At 58.1% G+C, this 13,974-nt stretch carries 16 protein-coding genes and 2 pseudogenes; 2 read left to right on the forward strand and 16 right to left on the reverse strand.

Annotated elements, in window-relative coordinates; translation table 11 throughout:
• Positions 1-117: 117 nt before the first annotated feature.
• The 8 genes and pseudogenes from AC1UK9_RS16750 to AC1UK9_RS16785 form a co-directional block, all read right to left on the reverse strand.
• On the reverse strand, positions 118-510 hold the full coding sequence (locus AC1UK9_RS16750; RefSeq protein ID WP_482578032.1) for a hypothetical protein: 393 nt from the start codon (positions 508-510) through the stop codon (positions 118-120).
• A gap of 176 nt (positions 511-686) precedes the next feature.
• On the reverse strand, positions 687-971 hold the full coding sequence (locus AC1UK9_RS16755) for a hypothetical protein (RefSeq protein ID WP_482578034.1): 285 nt from the start codon (positions 969-971) through the stop codon (positions 687-689).
• A gap of 245 nt (positions 972-1,216) precedes the next feature.
• Positions 1,217-1,876, reverse strand: coding sequence for a DUF2931 family protein (locus tag AC1UK9_RS16760; RefSeq protein ID WP_482578035.1), 660 nt, complete (start codon positions 1,874-1,876; stop codon positions 1,217-1,219).
• Positions 1,877-1,887: 11 nt separating this feature from the next.
• A pseudogene (locus AC1UK9_RS16765) lies at positions 1,888-2,543 on the reverse strand (DUF2931 family protein).
• Positions 2,544-2,553: 10 nt separating this feature from the next.
• On the reverse strand, positions 2,554-3,210 hold the full coding sequence (locus AC1UK9_RS16770) for a DUF2931 family protein (RefSeq protein ID WP_482578036.1): 657 nt from the start codon (positions 3,208-3,210) through the stop codon (positions 2,554-2,556).
• The gene (locus tag AC1UK9_RS16775; RefSeq protein WP_482578037.1) at positions 3,210-4,751 is read right to left on the reverse strand and encodes a DUF2235 domain-containing protein; all 1,542 of its coding nucleotides are present in this window, start codon (positions 4,749-4,751) and stop codon (positions 3,210-3,212) included. Before AC1UK9_RS16775 ends, AC1UK9_RS16770 begins: the two co-directional genes overlap by 1 nt.
• A 139-nt stretch (positions 4,752-4,890) precedes the next feature.
• Positions 4,891-5,252: pseudogene (locus tag AC1UK9_RS16780) on the reverse strand (DUF6124 family protein).
• Between the two features lie 561 nt (positions 5,253-5,813).
• Complete coding sequence (locus tag AC1UK9_RS16785; protein WP_482578038.1) at positions 5,814-6,335, reverse strand: GNAT family N-acetyltransferase; 522 nt, start codon at positions 6,333-6,335, stop codon at positions 5,814-5,816.
• A gap of 229 nt (positions 6,336-6,564) precedes the next feature.
• Here AC1UK9_RS16785 and AC1UK9_RS16790 point away from each other — a divergent pair, with 229 nt between their 5' ends.
• A complete protein-coding gene (locus tag AC1UK9_RS16790; protein ID WP_473012869.1) occupies positions 6,565-6,960 on the forward strand; it encodes a carbohydrate-binding module family 20 domain-containing protein in 396 nt (131 codons plus the stop codon).
• Positions 6,961-6,982: 22 nt separating this feature from the next.
• Here the strand turns inward: AC1UK9_RS16790 and AC1UK9_RS16795 are convergent, their stop codons facing one another.
• The 8 genes from AC1UK9_RS16795 to AC1UK9_RS16830 all read right to left on the reverse strand — a co-directional run bounded on the left by AC1UK9_RS16795 (position 6,983) and on the right by AC1UK9_RS16830 (position 12,170).
• Complete coding sequence (locus tag AC1UK9_RS16795; RefSeq protein ID WP_482578040.1) at positions 6,983-7,477, reverse strand: GNAT family N-acetyltransferase; 495 nt, start codon at positions 7,475-7,477, stop codon at positions 6,983-6,985.
• 13 nt (positions 7,478-7,490) lie between these two features.
• Positions 7,491-7,706 carry a DUF4287 domain-containing protein gene (locus tag AC1UK9_RS16800; RefSeq protein WP_482578041.1) on the reverse strand — a complete coding sequence of 72 codons (216 nt, stop codon included), beginning with the start codon at positions 7,704-7,706 and terminating at the stop codon, positions 7,491-7,493.
• Between the two features lie 244 nt (positions 7,707-7,950).
• A complete protein-coding gene (locus AC1UK9_RS16805; RefSeq protein ID WP_482578043.1) occupies positions 7,951-8,529 on the reverse strand; it encodes a LysE family translocator in 579 nt (192 codons plus the stop codon).
• A 68-nt stretch (positions 8,530-8,597) separates the two neighbouring features.
• On the reverse strand, positions 8,598-9,437 hold the full coding sequence (locus AC1UK9_RS16810) for an AraC family transcriptional regulator (protein ID WP_025111367.1): 840 nt from the start codon (positions 9,435-9,437) through the stop codon (positions 8,598-8,600).
• Positions 9,438-9,539: 102 nt separating this feature from the next.
• Positions 9,540-10,235: an arsenical resistance protein ArsH gene (gene arsH / locus AC1UK9_RS16815; protein ID WP_473012875.1), complete on the reverse strand. Its 696-nt coding sequence runs from the start codon at positions 10,233-10,235 to the stop codon at positions 9,540-9,542.
• A 9-nt stretch (positions 10,236-10,244) separates the two neighbouring features.
• The gene (locus AC1UK9_RS16820) at positions 10,245-10,715 is read right to left on the reverse strand and encodes an arsenate reductase ArsC (RefSeq protein WP_482578044.1); all 471 of its coding nucleotides are present in this window, start codon (positions 10,713-10,715) and stop codon (positions 10,245-10,247) included.
• A gap of 26 nt (positions 10,716-10,741) precedes the next feature.
• Positions 10,742-11,089, reverse strand: a complete 348-nt coding sequence (locus AC1UK9_RS16825; RefSeq protein WP_482578046.1) for a metalloregulator ArsR/SmtB family transcription factor — start codon at positions 11,087-11,089, stop codon at positions 10,742-10,744.
• 196 nt (positions 11,090-11,285) lie between these two features.
• Positions 11,286-12,170 carry a LysR family transcriptional regulator gene (locus AC1UK9_RS16830; RefSeq protein WP_473012878.1) on the reverse strand — a complete coding sequence of 295 codons (885 nt, stop codon included), beginning with the start codon at positions 12,168-12,170 and terminating at the stop codon, positions 11,286-11,288.
• Between the two features lie 133 nt (positions 12,171-12,303).
• Between AC1UK9_RS16830 and AC1UK9_RS16835 the strand changes: the two genes are divergently transcribed.
• Positions 12,304-13,953, forward strand: coding sequence for a GMC family oxidoreductase (locus tag AC1UK9_RS16835; protein ID WP_482578048.1), 1,650 nt, complete (start codon positions 12,304-12,306; stop codon positions 13,951-13,953).
• Positions 13,954-13,974: the final 21 nt, after the last annotated feature.

A 13,974-nucleotide genomic window follows, 5' to 3' on the forward strand; every position in this document is an offset into this window, starting at 1 on the left:
GATGGCCACTATCAGCCCATTTTGAACTCGATCGTTTCGAATATGCCGATCCCCCGCGTCAAGCCAGCCTGTTCCGATTGGCAGAGTCACATCTTATAAATGGCGAAGCTAGAATCGTTAGGGGTTAATATTCATCTCAATAACAATAGGGAAGCCATTTAGCGGTACGACAACTGGAGGCGCTGGCACTGGTGCCTTAGATATTTTTTCAGCGAAACACTCTGCCACTTCAGTATGAGGTCGAATATCTATGTTCTTCAACGAATCTTTTGAAAACACGTCGGCTACTAAAACAAAATGTTGCACCGTAAGCTTTGAGCTTTTAGAAGTACATTTAACCATAGCCTTTTGCATATATTCACCAATAGCTTCGGAAAAAACCCTCTCATAAGCCAAGCCCTGCTCTGTGCTTTCGGTCGCCTTCGCACTTTCAACCCTCTGTTCAAATGACTCGGTCGCCGAAGCATTTACGAAGGCCAGCACAAGGCCTATACCATAAATTGATCTCATGTCGCGTCTCTCTGTTCGAGATAAAGTAATAGTCTCACTAAATTTTGGCTGCTATAGCGTAGGTATCACGTTTGATGATGGTCGACCTCGCCTAGGGTGGCAAGCCACTCGGATTGGCGGGGGCAGCGTCGCCCTGGTGGGGTTCTTATCCGAAGTGGTTTAGCGTTCTGATGAAATCAACAGGTAGGAACTCTTATCCTTAAGGGGGGTTGGCCAAACGGCGTCAAACCACTAAGCATGAACTCACGTGCGCAGAGGCCGACCAGGTAAAACTTGTCGAGAACGATACCCGCGCCAGGAACACTATAGGTGCCGGCCACACCTGGTGCACCCTCATATATGGCCTCCACATCATGCCCTTCCAAGGTCGCGACAGCGGTTAGTACCTCGCGAAAAGTATCTTTCATACTGTTACTGACCCAGAGGTCATAGCTGTTGCCGATAATGATGGGCGCGCCCATGAGTCTTACTCTGATTTCAATGTTGGAATGCTATGAAGAAGAGACGGATTCAGCCATCTAGCCAATTTTCAGACCGTCTCCACTCAGATCATTATCGTTTTGGACTGGAAAAGGACATGCGTGGACGGCAGCTTTTGGCCGAAAGCGGACCTTCGTTGAACCCAACATTGACCCGGTAACTGTCAAAGATGATTACTTAAAAGGACGCCACTGAAAGACAGGCAAGAGAAGTTTCTGCTACCTGTCTACTGCCAACTCCCATAAGGTATGCCGAATTTCTCAATATACCGCTTGGTCTTTTCACTGACAGGATACGCATAGCGCCCTTGGTTCTTACCTTGACTCGGCCCTAACGGTTCAACCTCTGCCTGTGTTCTAGCAACTTTCACTGGACGGTGGCACGAGTCCCGAACAAAGACTTGTACAACGCCCCCTGGAGCCAACCCCAGATAAATAGATGCGCTATAGCTGGCCTGTTCCTCCGGTGTTTCCGGGCAGCGCTGACTGACCGACTGCACCATCAGATGCCTCGCCTCTTCAGGCACATCCACCCAGACCTTATACGTCTGCGGCTCGACGATGGATTGCCAGCGCACGTAAATGCGTTTGGGCAAGCCAGCGCCAAACACTGGTTTCGCAGCCGCGCCTACCGCATGCCAACCGCGCGCGGACTCTTTGCCATTTTCTGGTTCCCCGCCAGCAGCCGTCCCTCCTCCCGTGCGCGTGAATAGCTTGCCGTTTATGTCTTCGACGGCACTGTCCTCAACCCAAACCTTCATGTAATAGGGTTCGGTGAACGCAAGCTCCCACGAATCGGATTTCGGGTCGTTTTTCCCGGATAGAGGATAGGCAGACTGGCAGCCGCTCAGGAACAACACGCATACCGCCACAATGCATTGCTTCATTGGTTTACCGTTTACCAACTCCCATAAGGGATACCGAATTTTTCGATATACCGCTTGGCCTTTTCACTGACGGGATAAGCGTACCTCCCTTGGGTTTTCCCCTGACTCGGCCCTAACGGTTCGATTTCAGCTTGAGCTTTGGCCACTTTGATTGGATGGTGGCAGGAGTCTCTAACCCACACTTGTACGACACCACCGGGAGCCAGGCCCAAATAGACCGAAGATATATAGGTGCCTTTTTGGTCTGGGGGTTTCGCACAGCGCTGGTTGACCGAGGTCAGCATCAATTGTCTGGCTTCTTCGGGTATGTCCACCCATGCGCGATAGGCCTGAGGCTCCACGATGGACTACCAGCGAACGTAAATTCGTTTTGGGAGGTCAGCGCCTACTACTGCTTTAGCGGAGCTCTCCACACCGTGCCAACCTCGAGCAGATTCTGTTCCGTCTTCCGGTTGGCCACCTGACGCCGATCCTTTACCGGTGCGCAGGAACGTTTTCCCTTTAATGTCTTCGACCGAAGTGTCCTCAACCCAGACTTTCATGTAGTTGGGCTCAGTGAAGCTAGTTCCCACCAAGGAGATTTGGGGTCGTTTTTGTCTGATAGCGGATCACTTGGCTGACAGCCGCTAATCAACAGAGCACAAAGCATCGTTGGAAATATTTTCATCAGGCGACGATTACCAACTCCCATACGGAATACCGTATTTGTCGATATAGCGCTTGGCCTTTTCACTCACAGGGTAGGCATAACGACCACCGTTTTTCCCCCGCTCCGGACCTAGCGGTTCGATTTCGCCTTGCGCTCTAGCAACCTTGATTGGTCGGTGGCATGAATCCCTCACCCACACCTGAACAACACCACCCGGAGCGAGCCCCAAGTAAACTGAAGCCATGTAACGCGCCGTTCTTTCCGGCCTTTCCGGGCAACGTTGATTTGTGGAGGTCACCATTATTTGTCTGGCCTTCTCCGGGATATCCACCCAGGCTTGCCAGGTTTTCTGCTCGACGATTGATTGCCATCGGACATAGATGCGAATGGGTAGGTCAGCACCCACCACTCTTTTTCCGCTGCCTCCCACTCCTGTCCAGCCGCGGGCAGACTCAGTACCGTCTTCAGGTTCTCCGCCAGCAGCAGTCCCTCCGCCGGTTCTGAAGAAGACTCTGCCGGTAATATCCTGAACCGAACTGTCCTCCACCCAAACCTTCATGTAATCAGGTTCAGTGAAAGCCAGTTCCCACCATTCGGATTTAGGATCATTTTTGGCCGAGAGCGGATCAGGAGACTGGCAACCGGTCATGAACAAAGTAAGAAGTAAGGTTACGATTAGTTTCATTACCAGAGAGTCCAGTCAGGTACATGGGGATGTTGCACACGAATCTTGTCTTCGGTGGGTGCGTTGATGTAGACAGCTCGGATACCACTGCCATCCCTTCTTCCAAGTGGATGATTCCAGTTAGCGGACATATGAATGTATTTCAACTTCAGCAATTTCTCCTCTTCCTGAGTCGTGCTGTAGTCACCCGCCACAAATCGATCACAAAGTGCCTGCAGTTCTGAGGGCACCGCCAGAGCGGATGTTCCAGGAATCTCGTTGAATCGAACGCCCTTTTCCTTTGCGAGGCTATACATCACTCGCAGGTACACCCTCGACAACAGGCCGCTCACACGACGTTTGAGTTGTACGGCGGCATAAACACGCTTCCTGCGAGGGCTGAGCCGATCTTGTTGATCTACAGATAGGAGAAGCGCCTCAGGAGTAACAATCTCCAGCATGTCTTCAGACCAGCCTTTGGAGACCCACTGATTTTTCAGAGCCACAGCATCCCGGTAGATGGACGTGGTAGATACATCGGTAAACTGCGAGACCTCAAGCGTTTGCATCGGACTGACGAGTACACACTCCTCAACCTCATCGCGGTAGCCACCACCAATATCGGAATGCACACCTGGAAGAGTGATTTCCAGGTGATCTGCTTTGACGCGACTCAATGCAAAGTTGGCCCGATACTCATCACGCGCGGACAACTGAACGACATCAGTAAAAAAACGACGGTCCAGGTAGAGTTTGATGCCCGTGGCGACTGGACTCTTTACATTCCCCAGATTGGACCAGCCAGCAATCGAAGGCACGGTGTCGAACAGACCAATGAATCCCATATTGATACTGCTTTTGTACTGGTCAATGAAGGTTCGACTGAAGTCACTCGCATTGCTGCGGAATATATTCCCTAAGGGGCCCTGCTTTCCGCGAACGACTTCATTTGCAAAGTGCCGTGCGGCCGCTGCGCCTCGACTGAAGCCGAACGTATCGAAAGTCAGAGACGTGATTTCACTGTTTGGATTGTTATCCAAAACATCTTCAATACGCGATTTGATCTCTTCAAAAGAGTGCTGGACACGTCCCGCGACACCCGTATCACCTCGACCTGTGCCAGCGCCGAATTTACTGTCCTCTTCGCCTGACCGGGTACCGATCCCCTCGACGTAAATCATGCGGAATGCTTGCTTGTGCGAACTATCCCCCTCCGCCTTCTGAGGTGCGAAATAGAGCTCACTCAGTTTTTGCACATTGCTGATGTCGTTGGCGTAGCTGCTATCCGGATCACTCATGTACGGCTTGCAACTGGCATCGATATCCTGCGGCGCAATCGGATGCTGCGCACCGCACAGCAACCCTGCTGCCGTGTTGTTCGCATTGTTGCCAGTACCATCAAAGAACACTCCAATCCTCAACGCAATGCCGATTTTCTCAGGCTCGCGCGCAGGTTCTTTCCCGTGTTTTTCGTACTCAGCCCAACGCCGGGCGTGAATGTCGACGGGTTTGGCTTCTTCGTAGCGGTGGTTTTTCGGGGGGGTGGGAACGTAGCCGCTCAATCCTTGATTTCCTTGTTCTGATCCTTGAAGAACGGGCCGAAGGGTGACAGCCGAGGCCTGGAGGCGCAAGGCGTTGCTCTGTGCCAGTGCGGTTGAAATTGCCGGGGGCGACGAGGGTTTGGTCTCGTCGCACGGGTGGTCAGTGGGAGATTTCGACGTTGTCGAGTGCCTGGTTTACCGCGAGTTCGCCGAGCATCACGACTTGGGCGATGCCCAGTGCGGTTTTGCGGTGGGAGGTGTCGAGCATGGCGGCGAAGTTGTTGAGCATTTCGCTGGCAGAGCCGAGGGTTTCGCTGGCGTTGGCGAGCAGGGATTCGGTATCGCACTTGGGGTTGGCGAGGTACATGGGTTCGGGTTGTGGGTGCTGTCCATGATTTGGCTGGCCGGGGTGAGGTAGTGGTCGAGGGCGCGTTCTGCGGCTTCGTGGAGTTTTTTGGAATCGAGGGATTCGTAGGGGGATGCGAGGTCGGTTTCTGGGGGGTTGGGTGTTGGTTTGATCATGGTAAAACTCCTGATTGTTCATTAGGAGCTACCAGCATCACTTGCAGATGATGGGTGGCAGCTGTGCGCGGGTCTGCAAGACCGGGAAACCAGGAACCCGGCAGACCCGAAAGTCTCCCGCACAAAGCTGCCATTGAGTGGGCGCGAACGAGCGTCCATTTGGCTTGGCTATGCGACTGGTTTCGGCGGGCTTGCAGACCCGATCACTGATGAGCAGTGACGGGAATCAAGTTACGGATGGCGTACCAGACGCACAAGCCGGCGGATTCTGGCTTAGTCGTAGCCGATGGCGCAAGGCGTTGCAGGGCGTAGGTGGTTACTGGAGGTTTCGTTTAAACAGTGGTGGTTTTACTGTTTATTTCGGTCTGGGGTTGATGGGGTGACTGGGTGGGCGTTTTCGCGAGCAAGCCCGCTCCCACAGGGGATTGTGGCTGGTTTGAGGTTTGTGCTGGTTTGGCTGGCGTCTTCGCTAGCAGGCTAGCTCCCACAGGGGATTGTGGCGGGTTTGGGCTGGCGTTATCGCGAGCAGGCTCACTCCTACAAGGGAAGGATGTGGTCGGATTAGCGGGCCTCTTGTTGGATTTTGAATACCAGGCTGGGGGCTTTGTTCGGGACGTCGTCCAGCAGGTCGAAACGACGCATGCCGATTTTCTCCAGGATGCGGATGGATGCGACATGATCGGGTCTGACCAGGCCGTATACCTCGAGCAATCCCAGGTGGTCGAAGGCATGGGTCAGCGCGGCTTGCGCGGCCTCTGTGGCGTAGCCCTGGCCCCATGCTTCAACGGCGAAGCGATAGCCGAGGTTGGTCACCGGTTTTCCCAGGTAGTCATGGGCGGCGATGCCGGCGAATCCGAGGATGTGTTCAGGATCTTGTGCGCTGCTGATCGCCCACCATCCGTAGCCGTGGGTCGCCCAGTGTTGCAGCCAGCGGTCCAGCAATGCTTCGGCCTGGGCGATGTCGGTCATGGGGCCGGCGGGGTTGAACAGGTTGGTTTGCGGGTCGCCGAAGATTGCGAAAACGGTGGGCAGGTCTGCAGGCTGTGGACGTCTGTAGGTCAGGCGTGAGGGTGTGTCCGACATGTTCAATACCTTGGATTTTTGGGTGACTCAGCCAGTAATGGGCTGGCGGGACTGACGTCTTCGAGCAAGCCTGCTCCCACAGAAATTGTGCATGGCTTGGGCGCCTGTGGGAATAAGGCGCAACTGACGGTATCGCAAAGGAGTCTGATGGACTGTCAGTTCTTACAGGTCTCTTTGGGTTTGCGCACGGCTAAGCTGGCTTGGCTGAAGCTGAACCAAGGAATTGATCATGAGCCGCATTCGTTACTTGTTGCCACTGAGTGCCCTGCTGCTGGCCTTGCCGCCTATATACGGTTATGCCGGCGCCACCTGGACGTACATTTCGCTCGAGGCGAATTTTCGTTGTGATAACGGCGTGACGACGCAGGGCTATAGCGTTTATGCAGTGGGCGATCGACCGGAATTAGGGAACTGGGACGCGGCAAAAGCGGTTCGCCTCACTGCTTCCTCCCCCTCTTGGTCCGGCTTGATAAAGTTCAGCAACGCGAAACCCGGTGATGTCGTGGAGTGGAAATGCATCGTCCGCAATGACAGCAACCCCAGCGACGCGACCTGGCAAACAGCCCCCAACAATCGCGTTACGCTGGCTTTCAGCCCAACGCCTCTGACGACTGGAAGCTTCTGATGCGACTGCATGAGCACCGCGGTTACAAGCGCGAACTCTTGCTTTGATGGCGCGTCATGTTGATCAGTGCCACACGCCTGCCACCCGGCGCCGGGCGCTCTTCAATGGAGAACGGCACGAAGCCCAGTTTCGGGTAGAGCAGCAACCCGGCGGTGTTTTCGTTGAAGCAGGAAAGCTGCACTTCCCTGGCCTGATACTTTTCGAAGCCGACGGCGGTCATGGTTTCGACAATGTATCGAGCGACACCCTGGCCACGGGCGTAAGGCGCAACGATGACGTTGCCGATGCAGCAGACGCCGTTGTTTTCAGCACGGTAGAAGTTGGCGAAACCGACGAACTCGCCGTTGGCCAGAAACGCCGTGGAGTCGAAGCGCTGGCTGATCGCGCTGTGCATCTGTTCTTCCGTCAGCGGGTACTGGGCTTTCGGGAACATGAAGTACAGCTCTTGAACGCCCTGCGGAAAGCCGCACAAGGTTTTGACATCGTCGGCCGTCACCGGCCGGTGGGAGAAATTCATCGCTGCTCCGCCCTCACTGTTTGCCATTGGCCAGGTGATGCGCGACCAGCGCGTTGGCATGGCCATGGCCCATGCCGTGTTCTTCCTTGAGCCACGCCACCAGTGCCATGTGTTTCTTGTCGGTGAGGCCGGCGAGCAGGTTCAGCCAGTGATCGATGGGCTGGCCGTACTTCTTTTCAATGGACGGGAAGTACGACGCCGGGCCTTTTACCTTGTTGTCTTCGCTCATGCTGCAAGCTCCCTTGGGTCACGACGGAGGGTCGGCGGACGCTCCTTGTCGGCATGCCATAGAGTGGACGCGAAGTGCGGTTCCGGCAACTGCCACCGTTCTGCCAGAAAACACAAAACCCTGTGGGAGCGGGCTTGCTCGCGAAGACGGTGTGTCAGTCAACATTTGTGTGAATGACACACCACCTTCGCGAGCAAGCCCGCTCCCACAAGGGGGCGTGTCTGGACTGGAAGTTTGCGCCCGCTCAGCGGTGCAGCAACGCAGCCGCCGATGAAATCACCAGCAGCACCGCCAGAATCCGGTTCAACCACTGCAACTGCGCCGGGTTACTCAGCCAGCGCGCCGCGCCTCGGCCGAGCAGCGCCCAGAGCGCCAGACACGGCAACGACACCAGAAAAAACGCCAGGCACAACGCATTCAACCCCTGCCCTTGCGCGGTAAACACACTGATCACGGCAATTGCCATCATCCACGACTTGGGATTGACCCACTGCAACAACGCAGCACCGACCAGCCCCAGTTCTGGTTTTTGCTCGTCGGCGGCGGGATCGATGGCCGTGGCCGGCGCGGTGAAGATCTGCCACGCCAGCCACAGCATCCAGCACATTCCAAGCGCACTGATCACCGGGCGCACGCCGGGCAGCATCAGCGTGCTGGCACCCGCACCGGCAACCCACACCAATGACGCCGCCCCCGCCCCCGCGCCGAGAATGATCGGCAGGCATGGCCGCCATCCACGTCGGGCACTGGTGCTGAGTACGATCAGGTTGGTCGGCCCCGGGGTGATCGAGGCAACGAAAGCAAAGAGGATGAATGCAAGCATGGCACGGCCCTGTAGAAAGTCAGGGCCTACTGTGGCGGTAGTGCAGGGTGGCGGTCTTGAACGTTTGTTCAGCGTCGACAGGTGCCGATGGCACGCTGTTGATAGGCACCCGGCGTGATGCCGTAGGCGCGCACGAACCAACGACCCAAGTGACTCTGATCGGCGAAACCGAGCCTGCTCGCCACTTCCACCGGTTGCACCCCTGCGGCGAGCAACTGCCGGCCACGGATCAGCCGCAACTGGATCAGCCACGCATGCGGCGCCAGGCCATAAGCCGCCTTGAAGGCGCGAGTCAGGCGAAAGCGATCGGTGCCGCAGACTTCGGCCAGGGTGTGCAGGCTGATGTCCTGCTCGTGATAGGCCATCAGGTAGTCCCGCGCCTGCCGGGCAATCAGCGGCGCACGCAGCGTGGCGGCTGGCTGCGGGCGTCGATAGAGGTGCAGCGCCAGACGTTCGAGCAGCGCATCCAGCGCCACTTCGCGGACCATGCGCACGTCCTGTTTATGCAGGGCGTTGAAGGCAAACAAGGTGGCTCGGGCCAACTCGGGATCATCGTTGAGCACCGTGCCAATGCCCGGCAAGCCGCCCGCGCAGCCGTCCAGTTGCAGGCCGTCCAGCGCCTGTTCCAGCCACGCCGGTTGCAGGTACAACATGCGATAGGTGAAGCCGTCCGGACTCGGCGCATCGCCGTCATGAATGTCCCCGGGTTCGAGCATGAAGACTTTGCCCGGGGTACTGTCATGCCGTGCCCGGCGGCTGTTGAAGCGCTGCACGCCTTGTTCGGTGAAGCCGATCAGGTAGGTCTCATGCCAGTGTGGATCGTAGGCGTGCGCGTGCCCGGCGAAATGCGCGTGCAGGGTTTCGATGCCGGTTTCCCGGTCGTGGGCAAGGTCGATCCAGTTGCTCATGGCTTGAATACGGTAATGGGCTGGCGCCAGTAATCCATAAATGCCGGTGAACGGCTAGAACGTTTGTGCACGGCCCGACCGACGAATGCGTGTCGCGGCGCTTCAGATCGAGCGCTGATTGACCCGGGCCATCAGTTGCTCGGCGCTCTCTTTGCGTTCGGAATAGCGGTCCACCAGAAAGTCCTGGCGGTCGCGCAGCAGCACGGTGAACTTGACCAGTTCTTCCATCACATCGACCACGCGATCATAGAACGGCGACGGTTTCATCCGTCCCGCCTCGTCGAATTCCATGTAAGCCTTGGGCACCGAAGACTGATTGGGGATGGTGAACATACGCATCCAGCGCCCCAACACGCGCAATTGGTTGACCACGTTGAATGATTGCGAACCGCCGCAGACCTGCATTACTGCGAGGGTTTTGCCCTGGGTCGGGCGGACCGCGCCGAGCTCCAGCGGAACCCAGTCGATCTGCGCCTTGAACACCGCCGACATCGCGCCGTGGCGTTCCGGCGAGCACCAGACCTGGCCTTCCGACCACAACACCAGATCACGCAGCTCCTGAACCTTGGGATGATCGACCGGTGCATCGTCCGGCAACGGCAAACCGGACGGATTGAACACCCGGATTTCAGCGCCGAAGTGCTCCAGCAAGCGCGCGGCCTCTTCCACCAGCAGACGACTGAAGGATCGTTCGCGGGTCGAGCCGTAGAGCAACAGGATGCGCGGTTTGTGCTGATCCGGCGCGGCTGTTCGACCTTCGAACAGGCTCAGGTCGAGGTTGGGCAGATGCTCTGACATAAATCCTCCTTACAGCGCGCCGATGCCATCAAGCGCGGCTTTCAATTGGTCGCGGCTGAGGCGATTGAATGGCAGGTCGAGGAAGGCTTTGCAGCGTCGCTCGATATGCGCCAGCGTGGCGCGGAACGCCGCGTCTATCGCCGCTTCGTCACCCTGCACATCGGATGGGTCCGCCAACCCCCAATGGGTTTTCAGCGCCGGGCCGAAGTACACCGGACAGCTCTCACCGGCCGCCTTGTCGCACACGGTGATGACGATGTCCGGCGGGCAACTTTCGAAGGCGTCGTTGCCTTTGCTGTACAAGCCGTCAATCGAAATCCCGGCCTGCTGCAAGGTGCTCAGGCTGCGTGGCAACACCTGGCCCCTGGGGAAACTGCCGGAGCTCAGCGCCTCGAAACCGGGCGGCGCGAGGTGATTGAACAGGGCTTCGGAAAGAATGCTGCGGCAACTGTTGGCCGAGCACATGAACAGGACTCGCATGGATGGCTCCGGAAAATGTCAGGGGTTCAGCAGCAGGCGGCTTCGCGGGCAGGCCGGCCATCCATGTTGTGCAGGCGGCAGGCGTTGTCCTTGAGCCAGTCGGCGTTGGCCTTTGCGGTGACTTGCAGGATCTGCTGCACCCAACCCGGCAGCTGCGGATTGAGCCGGTAATACACCCACTGACCCTGACGGCGATCAAGCAACAAACCGTTGCTGCGCAGTTGCGCCAGATGGCGGCTGATTTTCGGCTGGCTGTCGTCGAGCGCAAACATCAGCTCGCACACACACAGCTCACCCTGTTCAGCAATCAACAGAGTGGCGCGGACACGGGTTTCATCGGCCAGGCTTTTGAACAGTTCGGTGGGCGTGAGCATGGGGCGGACTCGAACATATGGAAGACCGAATATATGGATATCCACATATAAATCAATCCCGAATTTGACCGACACCGCAGAACCCTGTGGGAGCGGGCTTGCTCGCGAAGGCGTAGTGTCAGTCGATACCGATGTCACAGACATACCGCCTTCGCGAGCAAGCCCCCTCCCACAGGGGCATCTGTGCGGGGCCGGACTATCCGCGCAACAACCCCTGCTCCGCCTCGCACAACCCGACCACATAATCCCAGACCACCCGCAGCCGCACCGACTTGTGCAACTCGCGCCGGGTGCTGATCCAGTAACTGCGCTCGATGCTTTCATCCGGCAGCAATGGCACCAGATCCGGGTCGGACGCAGCCATGTAACAAGGCAACACTGCGATGCCCAATCCCGAACGCGCCGCCTCCTGCTGCGCAATCACGCTGGTGCTGTGGAACACAACGCGCGGGCTGCGGCAGAAGCTGTTGAGGAACATCAGCTCCTGGCTGAACAGCAGATCATCGACATAGCCAATCCACGCGTGCCGCCCGAGGTCTTCGCGGCTGCGCAAGGGTGGCGCGGTGTCGAGGTAGCGTTGGCTGGCATAGAGCGCGAGGCGGTAGTCGGTGAGTTTGCGGGTGACCAGCATGTCGGCGGCCGGGCGTTCGAGGTGGATGCTGATTTCCGCCTCGCGATTAAGGATGCTGACGAAGCGCGGCACGGCGACCAGTTCCACTTCCAGCCCCGGGTAGCGCTCGAACAGGCCGATCATGCGGCTGGCGAGAAATTTTATGCCCAGACCTTCGGTGACGCCGACACGGATCTTGCCCAGCGGCGCGGTGGACTGGGTGATTTCTTCCTGCGCCAGCAGCGCGACGTTTTCCATGGCCTCGGCGTGCTTGAGCAGTGCCTCCCCCGCCGGGGTCATTTCGTAGCCTTGGGCGTGCTGGACGAACAGCGCCGTGCCGAGGCTTTTTTCGATGGCCTCGATGTGCCGGGCGACGGTGGCGTGGGTAGTGTTCAGGCGCCGGGCGGCGGTGAGCAGGCGGCCGCTGCGTTGCAGTTCGAGAAAAAACCGCAGGTCGTTCCAGTCGAACATGGCGAGTCCTTGTCAGCTATGGTCAGTTGAGGCTGTTTGAAAACGCACAGCGGCTGCGCAAAAACTAACATTCTTTTGACGAAAGCTAACAACTAGAGTGTCCGACAATAAAAACAAAAAGCGAGGTCAGGGAATGCAGACTTCCCTTGAGGAATACGACTACATCGTGGTCGGCGCCGGTCCCGCCGGGTGCTTGCTGGCCAATCGACTGTCGGCGGATAAGCAACAGCGGGTGCTGCTGCTCGAAGCCGGTGGACGCGACAACTATGCGTGGATTCACATCCCCGTCGGTTACCTGTTCTGCATCGGCAACCCGCGCACCGACTGGTGCTTCAAGACCGAAGCGCAACCCGGCCTGCAGGGCCGCAGCCTGAGCTACCCGCGCGGCAAAGTGCTGGGTGGCTGCTCTTCCATCAACGGCATGATCTACATGCGCGGCCAGGCCGGCGACTATGACGGCTGGGCGGCCGAAGGCAATCCGGGCTGGGCCTGGAACGACGTGCTGCCCTTGTTCAAACAAAGCGAAAACCACTTTGCCGGCGCTGCCGAATTTCACGGTGCCCAAGGCGAATGGCGCGTCGAACAGCAGCGCCTGTCGTGGCCGATTCTTGATGCCTTCCGCAGCGCCGCCGAGCAGAGCGGCATCGCCAGCATCGACGACTTCAATCAGGGCGACAACGAGGGTTGCGGCTACTTCCAGGTCAACCAGAAGGCCGGGGTGCGCTGGAACGCAGCCAAGGCCTTTCTCAAACCGATTCGTGACCGGGCCAATCTGACAGTGCTGACCGGGGTGGAGGTGGATCGGGTGCTGCTGGAAAACGGCCGTGCGTCGAAGGTCAGTGCGCGTCATGACGGCCAGGTGCAAAGCTTCAAGGCGCGCAAGGAGATCATCCTCTGCGCCGGTGCTGTGGGGTCGCCGAGCATTCTGCAGCGCTCCGGAATCGGCCCGCGTCCATTGCTGGAGCGCCTCGGCATCGGCGTGATTCATGAGTTGCCGGGCGTCGGCGGCAACCTGCAGGATCACCTGCAACTGCGCCTGATCTACAAACTGCAAAACGCCCGCACGCTGAACCAGATCGCTGGCAGCGTGTGGGGCAAGATGGGCATGGGTCTGCGTTATCTGTATGACCGCAGCGGGCCGCTGTCGATGGCGCCGAGTCAACTCGGCGCGTTCGCCCGATCCGGGCCGGAGCAGACCTCGGCCAACCTCGAATACCACGTGCAGCCGCTGTCGCTGGAGCGCTTTGGTGAGCCGTTGCACAGTTTCCCGGCGTTCACCGCGTCGGTGTGCGATCTGCGCCCGCAGAGCCGTGGGCGGATCGAAATCCGCTCGACAGATCCGCAAGCCGCACCGCTGATCCAGCCCAATTACCTCAGCCATCCCGAAGATTTGCGCGTGGCTGCCGACGCGATCCGCCTGACCCGGCGCATCGTCAGCGCCCCGGCTCTGCAAGCGTTCAAACCGGTGGAGTACCTGCCCGGCGACAGCCTGCAAAGCGAAGCGCAACTGCACGAAGCCGCGGCGCGAATCGGCACGACGATTTTCCATCCGGTGGGCACCTGTCGCATGGGCAATGACGCTGAAGCGGTGGTCGATGCACAACTGCGCGTGCATGGCGTACCCGGCCTGCGCATTGCCGACGCATCGATCATGCCGCGCATCACCTCGGGCAACACCTGTTCGCCTACGCTGATGATTGCCGAGAAGGCCGCACAGCTGATCCTTGCTCCACCTGTAAACAGCGCCTCTGTGGGAGCGAGCATGCTCGCGATGACTGAATAACATTCAACATCTGCATTGGCG

This window comes from Pseudomonas sp. AK-TSAG1-1, assembly GCF_056821665.1.